This window comes from Paenibacillus sp. FSL R5-0527, from assembly GCF_038008055.1.
In the GTDB taxonomy this organism is placed as follows: domain Bacteria; phylum Bacillota; class Bacilli; order Paenibacillales; family Paenibacillaceae; genus Fontibacillus; species Fontibacillus macerans.
On record NZ_JBBOYI010000001.1, the window covers coordinates 830,001 to 849,411 of the forward strand.

The following is a 19,411-nucleotide window of genomic DNA, read 5'->3' on the forward strand; positions in this document are numbered from 1 at the left end:
GCAAATCATACAACTAAACTAACCTTATAGCCATTTGGCCCATCATTCGTTTACTTGCATTTCATGCAAGTATTTCCTCGTTTTTTAGCCTCTTCTTCGAGAAATGGCGGAATTATTGCAGGTTTTACACTTAAACAAGCACTACGGCATCATTTCCGAATAGTAACCGTATATTTTGCAACTATTCCACTCGACCGCAGACCTCAAGAAAGCAGGAGCAGGAACGCAGGAGCAGGAAGTAGGTACGCACTGGATTCCCATTCTATTGGATATTTCCAACCAGCGCTTTGCGCCCGTCGCGAGAACCATTCACCTAAACATCCCAAATTTATAGTTAAAAGCCCGGTTGTGATAAAATAAAATGAACGAACGTTAAATATGGATAGATGGGAAAGGCGCAATATGGAGATTAAAAAGCTGAAGCAGCAGGTGGAGAGCATCATCGGCGCTCCAATTACGGAGTCGACTTGGGATGTTCAAGTCTGGCGCGAGACCGTGCAGGCGAGTGACACAGGGGAAAACAGGCCTTTACGCAAGGATGGACGGATTGTTTGGCTTTGGAACATGAAGGCGGACGCCGTTCAGGTGATGCTGGCGGACGCGGAACAAGTGACGGAAGCGGAAGCGATGCTGATTCAGTTGTTGTTATCTGCGGCGCGTGATCAGCGGTCTAAAGGCGCCCCTTTAAAACAGGACGATGAATCCCGGAGTAGCCAGCTTGGAGAATGGTTGCTTGAGCGTATGGGTCGCCATGAAATCAATATTTCCGTTCCGAATGAATTTCCGATTAAGTCCCGGTTAAAAGGACAAATGCTCCCCTTTCTGTTAAGTTGGGATCACATAGGTCAGGGACAGACGGTTTCTTTTGCAAAGCTCCATAAACTGCTGCGCAGTTATTTTGGCGGGGATGTCGTGTTAGTTCCGGTAAAAGAGGAATGGCTGATCCTGCTCGGGGAAGAGCTTTTGACGAACCTGCGCGAGGAAAGCGAAGAGGGCGCCGAGACGGAAAAAGATATGCTCGGAGCGTTATGCCAGGGATTGTACGAACTTATTACGAATGAATGGGTCGGCGGCATTCATATCGCCGTAGGCAACGCGCTGGTCGAGGAAAACGGGCTGACGTCGGCCGCGTTGGCGCTGCACCAAACCATGACCCTGGGACGTATTTTTAATATTACGAAAAAAATTCACCTGCCGTGGGAGCTAAAGCTGGAGCAGCTGGTGTACAGCATTCCGGAAGAAGAGAGGCTGCATTTCATCAAAGAGACCGGGGATCACGCCAAAGTATTCGAAGATGAGGAGACGCTGACCACGCTGGAAACTTTTTTTGAGCTGGACTGCAACGTCAGCGAAACCGCAAAGCGTCTATATATTCACCGGAATACGCTGCTGTACCGGATCGATAAGTTCAAGCAGGAAACGGGATTGGACGTCAGGACGTTTCGCGACGCCGTTTTGGTGAAATTGGAGCTCTTATTGTATAAAGTGACGAAAACCCGGTAGTTTTTTTGTGCAGTTTGTGGATGGATGGGTTGCCCCCTATCGATTAAGATATAAATATAAAATGTATCCGATTACATGAAGTCGATAAGCATCATACCAATTTATTTAACGGGAGGCAAAAATCCATGGCAGGCGTACGCTTAGAACACATTTTCAAGAAATATCCGGGTGCCGAGAAGGCAACAGTAGCAGACATCAACCTCGACATTAAAGATAAAGAATTCCTCGTGCTGGTTGGACCGTCCGGTTGCGGTAAATCCACGACCCTTCGGATGATCGCCGGGCTTGAAGAAATTACCGACGGCAAACTGTACATCGGCGACCGCGTCGTCAACGACGTAGCTCCGAAAGACCGCGACATCGCGATGGTATTCCAATCTTACGCTTTGTATCCGCACATGAACGTTTATCAAAACATGGCGTTTGGTTTGAAATTGCGTAAAGTGAAGAAAGACGAAATCGACCGTCGCGTTCGCGAAGCGGCAAAAATCCTCGATATCGAGCATTTGCTCGACCGCAAGCCGAAGGCTCTGTCCGGCGGTCAACGTCAACGGGTTGCCTTGGGCCGCGCTATCGTCCGCGATCCTCAAGTGTTCCTGATGGACGAACCGCTTTCCAACTTGGACGCTAAATTGCGCGGTCAAATGCGCGCCGAAATCACGAAGCTGGTTAAACGTCTGGAAACGACCTGCATCTACGTAACACACGACCAGATCGAAGCTATGACGATGGGCGACCGGATCGTTGTTATGCATGACGGCATCATCCAACAAGCTGCTTCTCCGGAAGAGCTCTACAACCAGCCGGGCAACATTTTCGTAGCCGGATTTATCGGTTCGCCTACGATGAACTTCGTAAACGGTAATTTGGTGGAAGAAGCCGGTGCCGTTCGATTCAGATCGACTAATTTGGATGTTGTTGTGCCTCAAGGCAAAGCTACCATTCTTAAAGATAAAGGTTATATCGGCAAAGACGTGATCATGGGGATCCGTCCGGAAGATATCCATGAAGAGCCGGTATTCCTGGAAGCATCTCCGCAAACGGCGTTCACCGCCAACGTGTACCTGACGGAAAACCTGGGTCACGAAATGCAGTTGTACCTGAACGGCGCAGGCAGCGACACTTTGATTGCCCGCGTAGACGGCCGCTCCAATACGCGTGAAGGCGATAACGTGAAGCTGGCCATCGATATGAACAAAATCCATATCTTTGACAAAGAAACGGAACGCAACGTATTTTTCAACTAATTCGTTAGCAATGAAGAAACCGCCCTTCGGGGCGGTTTTTTGCTGTGATGGGAGAAGCGCGTTTTGCGAAATCGGGGCAAAAATAGCGGGCATCGGATGAAAGAGAATAATCTGAAAATGGTATATTGCTCCGAAGATTGATTTACGATGCAATTTCCATTACGATGAATACATTGGAAGATCTAAGCGTATGGTGAATTTGTGTTCTTTTACACCGGATAATGGTGCTGGAGACTAGGACAGACTGTTTAGTCTGGATCGCTTGTAGGGGAAAGGAAGAACAACATGGCTAAAAAAGTAAAAGTGTCGGAATTGGTCAACCAATTCGGGCTCGAGGTCGTTTCCGGAGAGCAGGGATTAAAACGGGCGATTACGGTGGATGATCTGTACCGCCCGGGCTTGGAAATGGCCGGCTATTTTGAATACCATCCGCCGGAGCGGGTGCAGATTTTGGGGAAGACGGAATTGGCCTTCTACGAAATGCTTCCGGTGAACGAACGGAAGGAACGGATGGAACGATTGTGCAGCAGCGATGAGACGCCCTGCATTATTGTCACCCGCTCCTGGGAAGTACCGAAGGAGCTTATCCAAATCAGCTCGATTAAACAAATCCCCGTACTGCGAAGCAGCATGGCGACAACGATCTTGTCAAGCCGGATCACCAGCTTCCTGGAGCGGAAATTGGCCCCCACGGCAACGATTCACGGGGTGCTTGTCGATGTGTACGGGGTCGGCATGCTTATCACCGGCAGCAGCGGCATCGGGAAAAGCGAAACGGCGCTGGAGCTCGTAAAGCGCGGCCACCGCTTGATTGCCGACGATGCCGTGGAAATCCGCCAAACGTCCGACAACCAGCTGCACGGTTCGGCGCCTGAGCTGATCCGGCATCTGCTGGAAATCCGCGGCGTCGGCATCATCAACGTCATGACGTTGTTTGGCGCCGGGGCGATCCGCAACAACAAACGGATACAGCTGGTCGTTAAGCTGGAGGCTTGGCAGCAGGAGAAGCAGTATGACCGGCTGGGGCTTGATGAGGAAACGACGCGCATCATCGACACCGACGTGCCGCTGGCAACGATTCCGGTGCGTCCCGGGCGGAACCTCGCTGTGATCCTTGAGGTGGCCGCGATGAACTTCCGTCTCAAACGGATGGGGTATAACGCGGCGCTGCAATTTACGACGAAGCTCACGGAGACGATTGCGGAAGATATCGACGACTTGGATTAGGAGCGTGAACGATGGGTACCTTGTTATTGGACCCGATAGCTTTTTCTATCGGTGCTTTGAAAGTGCATTGGTATGGCCTGATTCTGGGAAGCGCCGCTTTGGTCGGACTTCTGCTGGCGATCCGCGAAGGGAAACGCTTTGGCATTTCCCAGGAGTTTTTTATGGACTTGCTGCTTCTCGGCGTACCGTCGGCCATTATCGGCGCGAGAATTTATTTTGTTGCGTTTATGTGGGAAGACTATAAGGACAACCTGTGGGATATTTTTAAAATCTGGAACGGCGGCATCGCAATCTACGGCGCCCTGATCGGCGCCATCATCTGCGCGGTCATCTTTGTACGGCGGCGCGGGTACAACTTTTGGCGGATCGCCGACATTTGCGCGCCTTCCCTAATCGTGGGGCAAATGATCGGACGCTGGGGCAACTTCGTCAACCAGGAAGCCTATGGCGGGCCGACGACGGAAAGCTTTTTGCGGGACCATTTGCATCTCCCGTCCTTTATCGTCAATCAGATGAATGTGGCCGGGACCTATCACCATCCCACGTTTTTGTATGAATCGTTGTGGAACTTGGCGGGCCTCATTTTGCTGCTGATTTTGCGCAGACAGAAATTTTTGCGGGCCGGGGAGCTGTTTGCCTCCTATTTTATCTGGTATTCCATCGGCCGCTTCTTCATCGAAGCATTGCGTACGGACAGCTTGGCGTTTCAGGGTGCGGCCTGGTTGGCGGCGTTCGTAAACGGATTGTGGACGCCGATGACTTGGCTCGGCTTTGAACAGGGGTATCTTGCCCCTTCTTACGGCAATGTGAGAATTTCGCAGCTGCTTGCCCTGCTTATTGTGGTGGCCGCCGTGGCATTTATGATTATTCGCCGCCGAACCGTACGCGATTTGCCGCATTACAGCGATCCGATCGTTTCGACCAAAGCGGCTGCAGCGGAAAAATTGTCGGCGATGGAGTCGGCCGAACCGGAGCAAGCCGAGTCTATTTCCGCTAAAACGGAGGAACTGCCGGACAGCCCAGAAGAGAAGAAGGAGTAGCTGCTGCATGATTGACACGGTGTTATTTGATCTCGATGGAACGATTATCGATACAAATGAATTGATCATTACGACTTTTTTGCATGTCATTGAGAAAAATCAATTGCGTCCTCACACGCGGGAGGAAATCATCCCGTACATGGGGATGACGCTTGAGCACCAGCTGCAAGTCTTCTCGGGCCGGGAAGAGGTTGCGGACCTGGTTGCCGATTACCGGAAATACAACCGGGAGCGTCACGACGAACTGGTCGGGGAGTTTCCTTATGTCAAGGAAGTGCTCGGCAAACTCCATGATCGGGGGATTACGCTTGGCGTGGTGACGACGAAGATCAGGGAAACGGCCATGCTCGCCTTGGAACGGTTCGGGCTGCTGGAGTATATGCAAGCGATTGTGACGGTGGAGGATGTCGAGCATCCGAAGCCTCATCCCGAGCCGATTTTGACGGCGCTGGAGCAGCTCAAGGCCAGTCCGGACCGGACATTAATGGTCGGGGACAGCGCGGCCGATCTGCAGTGCGCGCATGCCGCCGGAGTTCTTTCGGCAGGCGTGGCCTGGTCGCTCAAAGGCGTGGAGGAGCTGCAAAAATACGAGCCTGATTTTATATTAAAAGACATGACCGATTTGTACGGCGTGTTAGGCTGGGAGCCCGTGAATCCGTGAGAAAGGTGAAGCGTTATCCGGTCGAAGGACCAAACGCATTATGGCAGCTTTACCGGACGGTGAGCCCGTGGAAGGGCGTACGGAATTTTATTTTTATCCAACTTTCGCGTTATTGTCCGGTATTGTCCTTAAAAAACGCAATTTACCGCCGCGTTCTCGGCATGAAGGTCGGTGAGCATACCGCTTTTGGCCTGATGGTGATGGTGGACGTGTTTTTTCCGGAATTGATCACGATTGGCCGGAATTCGGTTATCGGCTACAATACGACCATTCTGGCACACGAGTATTTGATTAAAGAGTATCGGCTGGGCGAAGTGCAGATTGGCAACGAGGTAATGGTCGGGGCCAATTGCACGATTTTGCCTGGCGTAACGATCGGGGACGGCGCGGTGGTCGCCGCCGGGTCGGTTGTACATAAGGATGTGCCCGCGGGCGCTTTTGTCGGCGGCAACCCGCTGCGGGTGCTGGAGCGGAAAAGCCCGGAGGGAGCGGACCCTGAGGGTAAGTAATGCTCAAGAAATCCATGATCGAAAAAAGCCGCCTCAAGGTCGGATAACCATCTGCCTTGAGGCGGCTTTTTCGGCTGTTATTTCGGCTCAACCTTGAAATCGGCGTCGGCGCTCTGCATCCCGGACCTCAAGTCTTCGCTAACGGTTGTAATCACGCTTATTTAGCTGAAAAGATGGGAATTCAATTTCTAACGGTTGCAGGTGCGCTTATTGGGGTGAAAAAGGCCCGGATTCATACAAATAAGGCAAAATAAGCTCTATAGCAACCGTTAAATTTGGTTCCCCCTACATTTTATCGAAATAACGTCGCTGGCAACCGTTACAATGACGGCCTAGTTAAAGGGCGGCACCGTTCGTTATTTTAATTTAATTTTGAACTCCTTGGGCTGATAGTCGCTCGTGCCCCAGCCGTCAACTTGCAGGGTGACTTCGTTCCAATCCTCGTAATATAGACTGTCAAATACGATGGCCGATAATAAAGCATCCGCTTCATTTTGACCTTCACTGTAAATTTCGGTTCTCGATTTGATGTAATATCGGAACTGTTTTTCCTTTTTTTCTCCCAAGTAAAGCTTGGCTTGCATATTTGCTGGCGCATAAATGCTGAGGGTTACTTTCGGATCAAACCGGATGGTTGTGCTTAAGGGCCGAAGGATCACGTCAGCGATTGTAATATTTCGTCCGCGGATTACCGCTGTTTGATTTACGGGGACGGTTCGTTCCAAACCGGTGTATCGGCTGGTATCCAAATCGATGGGAATTTTAACGCTGGACTCAGCCGCAGGAATAAATTTCGAACCGGCCGTGAGAATGATATGGCCAGGATTAGCTTCCGAAAAGGTCAGTTTGGTATAGTTATGTTCTGCTCCTTTCGAATGAACTCCGCCGCCGCGACTTTCCCTCCAAATATCGGGCACGGTCAGAAGATTCCCGTCCGCATTAAGAAAATCAATCTCTATATCTTTGGACTCGCTTGAACCTGATAAATTTTCCAGCGTATAGAATACGATCATGGTCTGGTTGTCCGCTAATACCCCGTCCACGGTAACCTTATAACCCTCGGCTTCCGCCGACTTATTGATCGGCTGGTATAAGCCTTGGTCTGCGGCCTGTTCCATCGGAGTCGTCATTTGGCTTGAGACATATTCGGGAATCCCAGGTTGGCTGCTCATCACAGTGGATGAGCCGGGCATCGGCCAGACCGGCCAAACGGCCGCGATCAGCAGGCAGCAAGCCAACACTCCGGCCGCTACCACCCCGCGCTGCAACGGCTTTGCCCCTCGTAAGACCGGCTCCAATAGCGGAGGCCAGCGCCCCTTCGGAAGGTTTTAATTAAAAATTGAAGTGAAGGAAATAGTTTGACAATTTGAAAAGAGGTTTTGAAAACAAAAGGAGATGCGAGTATAGTTAATAGGGCGGTGCATGTAACCTTTTCATGGAAACGAGCGTCTAATTTCAAGGGTAAACGTAATTTTTTCATAACGATTAGGAGTTGATCTAGTGAACAAAGTGGTCAAGGAGCGATTGCCGCAGCTCGACATATTTCGCGCAATTGCCATTTTTGCAGTCATCCAGGTGCATTCTTCTTCATTTGCGGCTGCGGAGCAAGCGCTGACCTCACCGATTTATTATTTTTATAGTTGGATGAACATCTTTTTTAAGTTTGGTACCCCTACTTTCATATTTTTGAGCAGTTTCGTTCTCTTCTATAATTACTATGACCGGCCAATCAATAAAGAGCTTGTCGGCGGGTTTTACAAGAAACGGCTGCTTAATATTATCCTGCCGTACATTTTGGTTTCTTGTTGTTATTTTCTGGTGATAGCGATCCAACGTCATGATTTAGTCGCCAACTCCAAAATGTATGAATTGCAAAAACTGATCAAGGGACTGTTAACGGGCACGTCTTACACCCATTTATATTTCGTATTTATCAGCATTCAGTTTTATATTCTGTTCCCGCTTTTGCTCTGGCTGTTTAAATCGTTTCGCAACAACAAAGTGCTGATCGCGTTGATTTTGCCGGCGGGACTGGCCATTCAGTGGGCTTTCGTGTTCCTGAACAAATACCAGCTTCATTTGCCGAATAAGGGAAGTTACGCTCCGACGTATATGGCGTACTACTTTATGGGGGCCGCGGTCGCCATCTGCTTCGACCGGATCAAGGCCTGGCTGCAGACCGACTGGCGCGACATGTCCAAAAAACAGCGGATATTAACGGCCGCAATGTGGATGGGTTGGCTGGCTGTCGCCTTTACCCATATCCAGCTGTGGCATACCTACCGTCTAGGACTAAGCAGGCCCAACACATTTTGGTTCGAACTGGCCTGGAACGTGCAGGCCATGTTCGCGGCAATGGTGCTGATGAGGGCAGCCTTTTTCATCCACCGCAGGGGTTCGGCGTTTTGGATAAAAACCCTGACCCGCCTGGGCGAACTGTCATTTGCCATCTATTTATTCCATCCGGCGGTTTTGCTCGTATACCGGTTATTCCGCACGAATAAAAATCTGCCCGGAGATTCGCCGCTCTACTTGCCGTACATCATCGGCGGGTCGTTGTGCGCATTGTTTATTTCCTGGGCGTTCGTGCAATTTTGCTTCCGCAGATTGCCTTTTGCCTGGATGTTCCTGGGGAACGTCCCGGCTTCCCTTCGCAAAAAGAAACTGCCGAAACAGCCTGACGGCGGTCAAACTCCGTCGGTTAACGCGAATTTGTAATACGTTTCAAAGACCCGGCCCGGGATGGCCGGGCTTTCTTTTTGTTCGGGTTCGGGAATAATAAAAAGAGGGGCATATTGGCTTGTACCGCGTTTCGGCGCATTGACGGTTTCAAAATAAATATGATAAGATAGGCCATATCCTTTAATTTGGTAGTATGGTAGCACTTTAATATATTAAAGTAAATAAAGCAACCAATGAGCGGGTGAGGTGAAGGTTTTGTCTAAACCAAAAGGATTTGAAAAACCGGCAGGCGTCCGGGATTATCTGCCTTTCGCCGTGGATAAGCTGAGGGCGATCGAGCGGCGCGTTCTCGATTGCATGGAGGGCTGGGGATACCGGCAAATCATGACGCCGACGATGGAATATTACGATACGGTGGGCGTAGCCAGTTCAACATCGGATCAGAAGCTGTTTAAACTGTTGAATAACCGGGGGACGACGATGGTCCTCCGTTCGGATATGACCGCCCCGATCGCTCGGGTCGTCGCTTCGCTGCTCAAGGAAGAGCCGCTGCCTTTAAGATTGTCTTATCATGCGAACGTATTTCGGGCGATCGAAGAGGAGGCGGGGAAGGAAGCCGAGTTTTACCAAACCGGCGTGGAGCTTGTCGGCGATGACTCGGCCGATGCGGACGCGGAGGTGGTCGCGCTGGCGGTGGCCTCCTTGCAGGCGGCCGGGGTCAAATCGTTCAAAATCGCATTAGGGCATGTCGGGTTTCTGAACGGGCTGCTGGAAGAGGCCGTGCCCGGACGCGAAGACATCCGCGATGTGCTCAAAGACGGGCTGCTGCACCGCGATTTCGTCGGCTACCGTGAAACGCTCGCCGGGCTTGCTTTGGAGGAGCGGCAGCGCGCCGAACTGGAAGGGATTTTGCGGCTGCGCGGAGGCAAGGAGATTTGCCGCCAGGCGCTGGAGCTGAGCGAAAATCCGACCGCCAAAGCGGCGGTAGAGCATCTCAGCCGGGTTTGGGACGCGCTGGAGGATTTCGGCGTGGCCGAGCATGTGATGATCGATCTGACGATGATCGGGGATTTTTCGTATTATACGGGCATGACGTTTGAAGGATATGCCGCCGAGCTCGGCTTTCCGGTATGCAGCGGCGGGCGGTACGACAATTTGCTGCAGCAATTCGGGCGGCCGGCTCCGGCGACGGGCTTCTCGCTGAAAACGAACCGGATTTTGGACGGCGTCGACGGGATTTCGGCCGAGCGGGAGCTGCCGATCTTGCTGCAATACGATGCACCGAACCGGAAGCGGGCTTTTGCCGAAGCGGAGCGGCTGCGCCGGGAGGGGCGAAGCGTGCTGATGCGGCATGCGGGCGCCGTGAATGAACTGCTGCCGGGGGACGGCCAGGCGGCGGGCGCCCGTACGGGACCGCTTGGACCGTTGTACGGCGAAATCCTCACGATCACGAGCTTTTGACCGGACTTCACTTTGCAGGCAAGGGTAAGAAAGGAGGGCTACGGGCTTGGGACAAATTATTAAAGTAGCGATGCCCAAAGGGCGCATTTATAAAAAAGCGGCGGCCCTGTTCCGCGAAGCGGGGATCGATATCCCGCACGACGTCGACGAGACCCGCAAGCTGGTCATTCCGCTGCCGGAGATCGGCATGGAATTTATTTTGGCGAAGCCGGTGGACGTTCCGACATATGTGGAGTACGGGGTGGCCGATATCGGCATCGTCGGCAAAGACGTGCTGATGGAGGAGAACCGGGATGTGTACGAACTGCTTGACCTCGGGATCGCCCGCTGCCGGATGTCGGTGATCGCGTTGCCCGACTGGAAGCCCGGCATTCAGCAAAGAGTAGCGACGAAGTATCCGAACGTGGCGTCGCAGTTTTTCCGGGAGCAGGGACAGCAGGTGGAGGTTATTAAACTGAACGGCTCCATCGAGCTGGCGCCGCTGATCGGCCTCGCCGACCGCATCGTCGATATGGTGGAAACCGGGCAAACGTTAAAGGAAAACGGGCTGGTCGAGCTTGAACGGATCTTCGACATCACCAGCCGTCTGATCGCCAACCGGGTAAGCTACCGGATGAAAAACGCGGAAATTCAGGCGGTGTGCGACGCGCTGGCCCAAGTGATCGTACGGGATCAGGTAAAGGCGTAAGCTTCGCAGGCTCGAAAGATATCAAGACCAATCTAAGTTGAGCTAAAGAAGAGAACGGGAATTAGTCAAGAAGGGCCAATATTATAGAAGGATGAACGAGGCGGGGGGAATGGCGAATGAAAATAGTGGCGGCGCAGGAGTTTGATTTGCGGCGGGAGGTCGAATACGGATCGCCGGAGCAGAACGAAGCGGTGCGCGCGATCGTCAAAGCGGTCAAAGAGCAGGGCGATGCGGCTTTGCTGGCGTATACGGAAAAGTTCGACGGTATGAAGCTTGACGCCGCTTCGCTGCGGGTGACGCAGGAGGAGCTGAAGGCGGCGTACGACGCCGTGGAGCCGTCGTTCGTTCAGGCGATCGCGGCGGCGGCGGACAACATCCGCCGTTTTCACGTCAGGCAGAAGCGCAATTCGTGGATGGACCTGCAGCCCGACGGAAGCTTGCTGGGCCAGATTATCCGGCCCTTGAAACGGGTCGGCGTGTACGTTCCCGGCGGGAAAGCGGCGTATCCTTCCTCCGTGCTGATGAACGTCATCCCGGCGCAGGTGGCCGGCGTGCCGGAGATCGTGATGGTGACGCCGCCGGCGACGGGCGGCAAAGCGGGCATCGACCCGTACATTCTCGTCGCCGCCGCCGAGGCCGGCGTAAACGAAATATACCGGGCCGGGGGGGCGCAAGCGATCGCCGCGCTCGCTTACGGTACGGACACGATCGCGCCCGTCGATAAAATCTGCGGGCCGGGCAACATCTACGTCGCGCTGGCCAAACGCGAAGTGTACGGGGCCGTCGATATCGACAGCATCGCCGGTCCGAGCGAGATCGCCGTGCTGGCCGACGACAGCGCCGATCCCGCCTATGTGGCGGCGGATCTGCTGTCCCAGGCCGAACACGATGAAATGGCGTCGGCGATCCTGGTGACGCCGTCGGAGGCGTTTGCGCAGGCGTGCCGAGCGGAGATTCAGCGGCAACTGGCGGAATTGCCGCGGCGGGAGATCGCCAGAGCAGCGGTTGAACGGTATGGGGCGATCATCCTCGTCGATTCGATCGAGGAAGGCATTCGCGCGATCAACCGGTTGGCGCCGGAGCATTTTGAGCTGATCGTGGAGAATCCGATGAATTATCTCGGTTTGATCGAAAACGCCGGGGCGATTTTTCTCGGTCCGTACAGCTCGGAGCCGGTAGGCGATTATTACGCCGGTCCGAACCATATCATTCCAACGAACGGGACGGCAAGGTTCTCCTCGCCGGTCGATGTGGACGATTTTATTAAGAAATCGAGTTTGATTTATTACAGCAAGGAAGCGCTCCTGGAGAACGGGGCGACGATTATGGAGCTGGCGCGCCGGGAAGGGCTGGAAGGCCACGCCCGGGCGATTGAAATTCGGCTGAATAAGGAAGGAAAGGCGGGAAACCAAGATGGCGGCAAACAATGAGGCAGGAACGGTACGGAAATCCGGCGTGACCCGGAAAACGAATGAAACGGACATTCAGTTGGAATTTGCCCTGGACGGCAGCGGCCAGACTCGTTTGGAGACGGATGTGCCGTTTCTGAACCATATGCTGGATTTGTTCACAAAGCATGGCCAATTCGATCTGTCGGTACGGGCTAATGGCGACATTGAAATCGACGACCATCATACGGTCGAGGATATCGGCATTTGCTTGGGACAGGTGATCCGGGAAGCGCTGGGCGACAAAAAAGGAATCAAACGCTATGCCAGCGTTTTTATTCCGATGGACGAAGCGCTCGCCCAGGTCGTGATCGATGTCAGCAACCGTCCGCATTTTGAGTACCGGGCGGAGTATCCGTCGGACCGGGTCGGCAGCTTTGAGGTGCAGCTTGTTCACGAGTTTCTGTGGAAGCTGGCGCTGGAAGCGCGGATCACGCTGCACGTGATTGTCCACTATGGGCAAAATACGCACCATATGATCGAAGCGGTGTTTAAAGCGCTCGGGCGGGCGCTGGACGAGGCGACGGGCATCGATCCGCGCGTCAGCGGGGTGCCGTCGACGAAGGGAGTGCTGTAGCGATGGAGCTCGCGATCGTCGATTACGGCATGGGCAACCTGCACAGCGTGGGCAAAGCGGTGGAGCGCCTTGGCTACGAGGGGATCGTCACCGGCGACGAGGCGCGGATTTTGGCGGCGGACGGCGTGCTGCTGCCGGGCGTTGGCGCTTTTGGCGACGCGATGGCGCATCTGCGCGCGTCGGGCCTGGACGCGGTGGTGCGGCAGGCGGCCGCGAGCGGCAAACCGCTGCTCGGCATCTGCCTCGGGATGCAGCTGCTCTTCGACGAGAGCGAAGAGCATGGAAGGAACGAGGGGCTTGGCTTGCTGCCGGGCAGGGCGGTGCGCTTTGCGGGCGGCGAGGGAGTGAAGGTGCCGCACATGGGCTGGAACCGGCTGGAATTTCTGCAGCCGGAAAACCCGCTGCTCGCCGGGCTGGAGGAGGGGCACGTGTACTTCGTACACTCCTATCATGTGCTGCCCGAGCGGCGGGAGGACCTGCTGGCCGTCACGGACTACGGCCACCCGGTCACGGCGATCGTCGGCCGCGGCAACGTGTACGGGATGCAGTTCCATCCCGAGAAAAGCGGCCAGCTCGGGATGGCGCTGCTGCGGAGCTTTCTGGCGCTCGCGGAGCGCCAGGCCGGGAGCGGCGCGGGCAGCCTGAGGCGGTAGGCAGCGGCGAGGCTGGCGGACCCAGGCCGGGCAAGCACTGCTCGCTGGCAGTAGCGTTGATTCTAACGGTTGCCACAACCACTATTTGTGCCAAAAACGTTGATTTCACGTTCTAACGGTTGCCATGGCGCTTATTTCGCTGAAATCCAGCTATTTTAACTAGATTAAGGCAAATAACGGCGCTCGCAACCGTTAGAGTTTGGAAAAGGTCTTTTTTCGTAGAATAGCGCCTGCCACAACCGTTAGATTTCCGGCCTGGCTGAAATAGCGGTAAAAACTGGTCTTATTTTCACCAAAGCGCCCCAAAAGCACCCTAATCGCTCGCGTTTAAGAAAATAACGACAAAAATGTCCGCTATTTCGGGCCAATCTCGGAAAAGTGCCAATATAGCGCCGTAAATTACCTTTATTTTTCGGAAAAAATTATTTGCGGCGGGAGGAGCAGAATCCGATGTCATCATTTACAATATATCCGGCGATCGATATCCGGGGCGGCCAGTGCGTCCGTCTTGTGCAGGGCGATTACGACCGGGAAACTGTGTATAACGCCAATCCGGTGGAAGTGGCCAAGTCCTGGGAAACTCAGGGCGGGGCGTTTATCCATGTGGTCGATCTGGATGGGGCTAAGGCCGGCCATCCCGTCAATGACGAACTGATCGGCGAAATCGCCCGCAGCGTGCAGGTGCCCGTACAGGTAGGCGGCGGGCTGCGCTCGCTGGAGGACGTGAAGCGGCTGCTGGCGCTGGGCGTCAGCCGGGTTATTCTCGGCACGGCGGCGATCGAGGACCGGGCCTTTACGGAAGCGGTGCTGGGCACCTACGGGGATAAAGCGGCGATCGGCATCGATGCCCGGAACGGGTTAGTGGCGACGCGCGGCTGGCTGGAAACGTCGGAGGTACAGGCCGAAGCGCTGGCAAAGGAACTGGCGGGCAAAGGGGCGGAGACGTTTATTTTTACCGACATTTCCCGCGACGGGATGATGCAGGGGCCAAATGTCGAAGCGATTTTGTCGCTGGCCAAAGCTTCCGGCAAAACGGTGATCGCTTCCGGGGGCGTTACGGTGCAGGACGATTTGCTCCGTCTGGCCGCACATGCGAACGAGGGCGTAGGCGGCGCGATCGTCGGCAAAGCGCTGTATACCGGCAACATCGAGCTGGCGCAGGCGATTGCCGCGATTCAAGCTTTGAAGTAGAGTGAGGCCGGGTTCTAGGGGCCATCCGATCCAATTTTTCAAGCTGGATCCAAGTTGAAGCAGAAAGGAAGTCGAATCACCATGCTCGCAAAGCGAATTATCCCCTGTCTGGACGTCAAGGACGGCCGGGTCGTCAAAGGCGTCAATTTTGTGAACCTCCGCGATGCCGGAGATCCTGTGGAGCTGGCGGCGCTGTATGACCGTGAGGGAGCGGATGAGCTCGTATTTTTGGACATTTCCGCCTCGCATGAAGGGCGGGCTACAATGGTCGAGGTCGTAAAGCAAACGGCTGGAGAAATCGCCATTCCGTTTACGGTAGGCGGCGGGATTTCCCAGGTGGACGATATGAAGCGCCTGCTGCGAGCCGGGGCCGACAAGATCGGGATCAATACGGCGGCGGTGATGAATCCGCAGCTGATTTCGGACGGCGCGCGTCGTTTTGGCTCGCAGTGCATTGTGGTGGCCGTGGACGCCAAATTCAACCCGGACTGGGGCGAATGGGAAGTGTACACCCATGGCGGCCGCAAGGCGACCGGAATCCGGGCGCTCGCATGGGTGCGGGAAGCCGAGAAGCTTGGCGCGGGGGAGATTTTGCTGACCAGCATGGATGCTGACGGCACCAAGGACGGATTTGATCTGCCGCTGACCCGGGCGGTTGGCAGCGCGGTGGGCATTCCGGTGATCGCTTCGGGCGGGGCCGGGGATATCGACGACTTTTATGAGGTGTTCACCGAGGGGCAGGCGGACGCGGCGCTGGCGGCGACGATTTTTCACTATAAAGAAATTGCGGTTCCGGATCTGAAAAAAGATCTGAAATCCAAAGGGGTGGAGATACGATGACGGAAAATCAACCGTTGCAATATACGTGTTCGATCGAAGAACTGGAGAAAACGATCAAATGGGACAGCCAGGGGCTCGTCCCGGCGATCGTGCAGGATGCGGCCGGCAAAGAGGTGCTGATGCTGGCGTATGTGAACCGCGAGTCGCTGCGCAAATCGCTGGAGACGGGGCAAACCTGGTTTTGGAGCCGGTCCCGCGGGGAGCTTTGGAACAAAGGAGCCACTTCGGGCAACACGCAGCGGATTGCCGCGCTTCGTTACGACTGTGATGGCGATACGCTGCTGGTGGAGGTCCATGCGAACGGTCCGGCTTGCCATACCGGTGAAAATACTTGCTTTTACCGTACGGCGGCGACGGCGGACGTAGGGGAAGCAGAGGCGTCAGCGGCAGGAGCGGGGGCAGCAGGAGGAACAACGGTGTCAGCAGTGTCAATGGCGGCGTCTCAGGGTGCGGGCTCCGGGAACGGATCTATCGGCGCCGTGGGCGGCTCTACCCGCACCGAGGATGGTCCGGAGGCCCAGCCAAACGGCGCCGGCCGGTTCGCGGTGCTCGCCGAGCTGGAGCAGCTGATTGCTGAGCGTTACGAGCAGCGGCCGGAAGGGGCGTACACGACTTATTTGTTCGAGAAAGGCCTCGACAAAATCCTTAAAAAGGTTGGTGAGGAAACGGCCGAGTCGATCATCGCGGCGAAAAACGGCGACAATGACGAACTGCGGTACGAGGTGAGCGATTTGATTTACCACTTGCTCGTGCTGCTGCGCGAGCGGGGCTTGCCGCTGGACGAAATCATGCAGGAACTGGAGCGGCGCCACGAGCGTCCGCGCCGCGACTAGGCGGGGAGGAAGGCCTTAAAATGCTGATCGATTACCATACGCATCATGAACGCTGCGGCCACGCCGTCGGCAAGCTGGAGGAATATATCCGGCGGGGGATTGAAATCGGCTTGTCGCAGATCGGTGTATCCGATCATATGCCGCTGCTGCATGTCGATCCGGCTGATTATTATCCGGAGATGGCCATGCCGCTGGAGGAGCTGCCGCATTATGTGGAGGAAGCCTTGGCGCTGAAGGAGAAATACCGTGGCCAAATCGAGGTAAGGGTCGGCCTGGAGGCCGATTACATCGAGGGCTGGGAGGAACGTATCGAAAGCATCGTTCGCGGTTATCCTTGGGATTATGTGATCGGTTCGGTGCATTTTCTCGGGGAATGGGATGTTTCGGATTTCCGCCAAGTGCACCATTGGGAAGGCCAGGACGTTTTTGCGGTCTATGAGCGGTATTACGATGCCGTAACTAAAGCGGCAAAAACGGGCTTTTACGATATTATGGGGCACTTGGACGTTATCAAGCGCTTTGGATATAAACCGGAGCCCGCGCTGCAGGAAGCAAATGTGCGGCTGGAACGTCAGGCGCTGACTGCCGTGGCGGAAGCCGGGGTGGCCATGGAGCTGAACGCCTCCGGGCTGTCCAAGCCTTGCGCGGAAATATTCCCGAGCGAGCGGATATTGCAAATGGCGATCGGGCTGGGGATTCCGCTGACGTTGGGCTCGGATGCGCATGATCCGAACAAGCTGGGCGAACATCTGAATACGGCGCGGGCGACTTTGTACAATCTGGGGGTTCGCGAGCTGGCGACGTTTGCAGGGCGGCGAAGAACGATGGTGCCGCTTCACCCGTAGGAAGGCTTAAAGAGGTTGTTCAAAAAGTCATCTTTCCATGCGAAGCCGTTCATGAAGTGGATCGGGCGTCGAATCTTGAATTCAGCCGGGTGGGGCATATGCTTCCGAAGCCGTTTTCTCCGAAAACATTTTAGCTCCGCTACTCAGCCCCTAGCTCCATCCAACTAAAGCGTTTTGAAAAAACGCACATCGAAAGCATACGCTTCGGTCCTGAAAACCCGACTTTTTGAACACGGGTTTAAAGCCAACCGGAGCAGGAATTAGGCATGTATGTCGCGAAAATGGAACACTATAGGAATCAGAGGCTCGGGCGCTTCAGCCTAATTTATCGATATTCCGGGAGGATGTTATGGAAGGCAAAATGCGAATTTTCTCCGGTTCGTCCAATCCGAAGCTGGTGGCGGATATTTGCGGGCGGCTCGGCGTGGAACCTGGGAAAATCAAGCTTTCGCGGTTCAAAAGCGGGGAAATCTACGTCCATTATGAGGAGAGTATCCGCAATTCCGACGTATTTCTGGTTCAGGCGTTGTCCCACCCGATCAACGAGCTGTTCGTGGAGCTATTGGTGATGATCGACGCGGCCAAGCGGGCTTCCGCCCGGACGGTTAATGTGATCCTGCCGTATTATGGCTACGCCCGCCAGGAGCGCAAGTCGGCGCCCCGGGAGCCGATCTCGGCCAAGCTGGTAGCCGATGTGCTGACGACGGCGGGGGCCAGCCGAGTGGTCACGATCGACCTGCATGCCCCGGCGATCCAGGGCTTTTTCAACATCCCGGTCGATCATCTCACTGCGCTTGATTTGATGACCGAATATTTGAAATCCCGGAATATCCCGCGTCCGGTAATCGTATCGCCCGATGCCGGCCGGGCTTCGATGGCCGAAAAGCTGGCGAACGGGCTCGATTCTCCGTTTGCGATCATGATCAAAAAGCGTCCGGCCCACAACCAGTCGGTGATCACGCACGTGATTGGCGATGTGGCGGGACATACCCCGATCATTATCGAAGATTTGATCGACACCGGGTCGACCATCGTCAACGTCGTGGAAGGGTTGAAGGAGAGGGGGGCGGAGGATGCATACGTGTGCGCCACGCACGGATTGTTTTCCGGCGAGGCGCTGCAAAAGCTGAAGCACGAAAACATCCGCGAGGTCGTGGTGACCGACTCGATCGCGCAGCCGGAGCATCTCCCCCACTTTAAGGTGCTCTCCGTTGCCCCGATGCTGGCGAAGGCCATCCATTTTATTCTGGAGGGCGGGTCTATCGCCGCTTTGTTTAAAGATCGCGGGATTTGATTTGTAATAAGCGTAAAACTGGAACGGCGGACCGTCGGCCTTAAAAATAGCGGCACTTTATGTACTTATTATCGAGATCCTTGCCACGTTCACCTCATTAGGGGCATTTTTTGTCCTTATTTTCCTGTAAACGATCCAGGACGAGGGCATTTTCTAGCGGCTTGATAAAATAACGGCATAACCGCCTCCACCACTTCTATCGCTTCTTCTGCTTGGCTGCGGCCTGTTCGCGATTTTCGGCGGCCCGGAATCGGACGATCCGGCCGATGAGTTCCAGAGGCAGCGGTTCGTCCAAGGGGAATTGCACAGACCCTTTGGCATTTTTATACCCGGCCAGCTCGGCTTGAAATTCCTCAATCCCTTTGGGGGTGGGGTAAAAACCGATATGGTTTTTGAAAGCGGCAAAATGCACCAGGTTTTTGCCGGCCAGCGCAAAGGTGGGCATTTGGCAGCTGATTTTCTCGACAGCATCCGGCGCGGCTGCCTGGATCGTGCTGTAAATTTGCTGCAGCTGGCCGCAAACGTCCGCCGGAAACTGGGCGATATATTCATCGGTAGTGGCAAATGTCCGCTTGCTTTGCTTCCATAAGTTCTCCTTGGCGCCCTTTCCGGCGCTTTATTTTTTCTTCTTAATCGACCTGACAGCCTTCCAAGACACGATAACCACAACAACCAGCAATATGATAAACAGCAGGCTGATGATCGTATTTTC

Annotated in this window: 20 protein-coding genes; 18 read left to right on the plus strand and 2 right to left on the minus strand. The window is 54.7% G+C overall.

The features are described from left to right. Positions 1–402 precede the first annotated feature (402 nt). The 6 genes from NYE69_RS03815 to NYE69_RS03840 all read left to right on the plus strand — a co-directional run bounded on the left by NYE69_RS03815 (position 403) and on the right by NYE69_RS03840 (position 6,187). Positions 403–1,503 (plus strand): PucR family transcriptional regulator, encoded by a 1,101-nt coding sequence (locus NYE69_RS03815; protein ID WP_328269755.1) that lies wholly within the window; start codon positions 403–405, stop codon positions 1,501–1,503. 125 nt (positions 1,504–1,628) lie between these two features. Next, entirely contained in the window at positions 1,629–2,750 is a 1,122-nt protein-coding gene (locus NYE69_RS03820; RefSeq protein ID WP_036627185.1) for an ABC transporter ATP-binding protein, read from the plus strand. Positions 2,751–3,035: 285 nt separating this feature from the next. Beyond that, positions 3,036–3,977: an HPr(Ser) kinase/phosphatase gene (gene hprK, locus NYE69_RS03825; protein WP_340924105.1), complete on the plus strand. Its 942-nt coding sequence runs from the start codon at positions 3,036–3,038 to the stop codon at positions 3,975–3,977. A gap of 11 nt (positions 3,978–3,988) precedes the next feature. After that, the gene (gene lgt, locus NYE69_RS03830; RefSeq protein WP_328269757.1) at positions 3,989–5,017 is read left to right on the plus strand and encodes a prolipoprotein diacylglyceryl transferase; all 1,029 of its coding nucleotides are present in this window, start codon (positions 3,989–3,991) and stop codon (positions 5,015–5,017) included. 7 nt (positions 5,018–5,024) lie between these two features. After that, positions 5,025–5,678, plus strand: a complete 654-nt coding sequence (ppaX, locus tag NYE69_RS03835; protein ID WP_340924110.1) for a pyrophosphatase PpaX — start codon at positions 5,025–5,027, stop codon at positions 5,676–5,678. Next, entirely contained in the window at positions 5,675–6,187 is a 513-nt protein-coding gene (locus NYE69_RS03840; RefSeq protein WP_340924113.1) for an acyltransferase, read from the plus strand. Before ppaX ends, NYE69_RS03840 begins: the two co-directional genes overlap by 4 nt. A gap of 356 nt (positions 6,188–6,543) precedes the next feature. On the opposite strand, the gene NYE69_RS03845 is transcribed toward NYE69_RS03840, so the two are convergent. Then, positions 6,544–7,485 (minus strand): DUF4179 domain-containing protein, encoded by a 942-nt coding sequence (locus tag NYE69_RS03845; RefSeq protein WP_340924116.1) that lies wholly within the window; start codon positions 7,483–7,485, stop codon positions 6,544–6,546. A 202-nt stretch (positions 7,486–7,687) separates the two neighbouring features. On the opposite strand from NYE69_RS03845, the gene NYE69_RS03850 reads away from it, so the two are divergent. The 11 genes from NYE69_RS03850 to NYE69_RS03900 all read left to right on the plus strand — a co-directional run bounded on the left by NYE69_RS03850 (position 7,688) and on the right by NYE69_RS03900 (position 18,699). Further along, positions 7,688–8,905 carry an acyltransferase gene (locus NYE69_RS03850; RefSeq protein WP_340924119.1) on the plus strand — a complete coding sequence of 406 codons (1,218 nt, stop codon included), beginning with the start codon at positions 7,688–7,690 and terminating at the stop codon, positions 8,903–8,905. A 219-nt stretch (positions 8,906–9,124) separates the two neighbouring features. Beyond that, a complete protein-coding gene (locus tag NYE69_RS03855; protein WP_340924122.1) occupies positions 9,125–10,330 on the plus strand; it encodes an ATP phosphoribosyltransferase regulatory subunit in 1,206 nt (401 codons plus the stop codon). Positions 10,331–10,400: 70 nt separating this feature from the next. After that, entirely contained in the window at positions 10,401–11,018 is a 618-nt protein-coding gene (gene hisG / locus NYE69_RS03860; protein ID WP_371861014.1) for an ATP phosphoribosyltransferase, read from the plus strand. Positions 11,019–11,134: 116 nt separating this feature from the next. Further along, complete coding sequence (gene hisD / locus NYE69_RS03865) at positions 11,135–12,448, plus strand: histidinol dehydrogenase (protein WP_340924126.1); 1,314 nt, start codon at positions 11,135–11,137, stop codon at positions 12,446–12,448. Further along, positions 12,432–13,043: an imidazoleglycerol-phosphate dehydratase HisB gene (gene hisB, locus NYE69_RS03870; RefSeq protein WP_340924130.1), complete on the plus strand. Its 612-nt coding sequence runs from the start codon at positions 12,432–12,434 to the stop codon at positions 13,041–13,043. Before hisD ends, hisB begins: the two co-directional genes overlap by 17 nt. A 2-nt stretch (positions 13,044–13,045) precedes the next feature. Beyond that, positions 13,046–13,696 (plus strand): imidazole glycerol phosphate synthase subunit HisH, encoded by a 651-nt coding sequence (gene hisH, locus NYE69_RS03875; protein WP_340924133.1) that lies wholly within the window; start codon positions 13,046–13,048, stop codon positions 13,694–13,696. Between the two features lie 450 nt (positions 13,697–14,146). Beyond that, the gene (gene hisA / locus NYE69_RS03880; RefSeq protein ID WP_340924135.1) at positions 14,147–14,887 is read left to right on the plus strand and encodes a 1-(5-phosphoribosyl)-5-[(5-phosphoribosylamino)methylideneamino]imidazole-4-carboxamide isomerase; all 741 of its coding nucleotides are present in this window, start codon (positions 14,147–14,149) and stop codon (positions 14,885–14,887) included. A gap of 81 nt (positions 14,888–14,968) precedes the next feature. Continuing rightward, complete coding sequence (gene hisF / locus NYE69_RS03885) at positions 14,969–15,727, plus strand: imidazole glycerol phosphate synthase subunit HisF (RefSeq protein WP_328273057.1); 759 nt, start codon at positions 14,969–14,971, stop codon at positions 15,725–15,727. After that, on the plus strand, positions 15,724–16,560 hold the full coding sequence (gene hisI, locus NYE69_RS03890; protein WP_340924139.1) for a phosphoribosyl-AMP cyclohydrolase: 837 nt from the start codon (positions 15,724–15,726) through the stop codon (positions 16,558–16,560). The genes hisF and hisI overlap by 4 nt, the downstream gene beginning before the upstream one ends. A 20-nt stretch (positions 16,561–16,580) precedes the next feature. Further along, the gene (gene hisJ, locus NYE69_RS03895) at positions 16,581–17,405 is read left to right on the plus strand and encodes a histidinol-phosphatase HisJ (protein ID WP_340924143.1); all 825 of its coding nucleotides are present in this window, start codon (positions 16,581–16,583) and stop codon (positions 17,403–17,405) included. 349 nt (positions 17,406–17,754) lie between these two features. Further along, entirely contained in the window at positions 17,755–18,699 is a 945-nt protein-coding gene (locus NYE69_RS03900; protein WP_340924147.1) for a ribose-phosphate diphosphokinase, read from the plus strand. Between the two features lie 196 nt (positions 18,700–18,895). On the opposite strand, the gene NYE69_RS03905 is transcribed toward NYE69_RS03900, so the two are convergent. Then, positions 18,896–19,210 (minus strand): iron chaperone, encoded by a 315-nt coding sequence (locus NYE69_RS03905; protein ID WP_340930263.1) that lies wholly within the window; start codon positions 19,208–19,210, stop codon positions 18,896–18,898. On the opposite strand from NYE69_RS03905, the gene NYE69_RS03910 reads away from it, so the two are divergent. Next, positions 19,145–19,288 (plus strand): hypothetical protein, encoded by a 144-nt coding sequence (locus NYE69_RS03910; RefSeq protein WP_340924150.1) that lies wholly within the window; start codon positions 19,145–19,147, stop codon positions 19,286–19,288. The genes NYE69_RS03905 and NYE69_RS03910 overlap by 66 nt on opposite strands. Positions 19,289–19,411 lie beyond the last annotated feature (123 nt).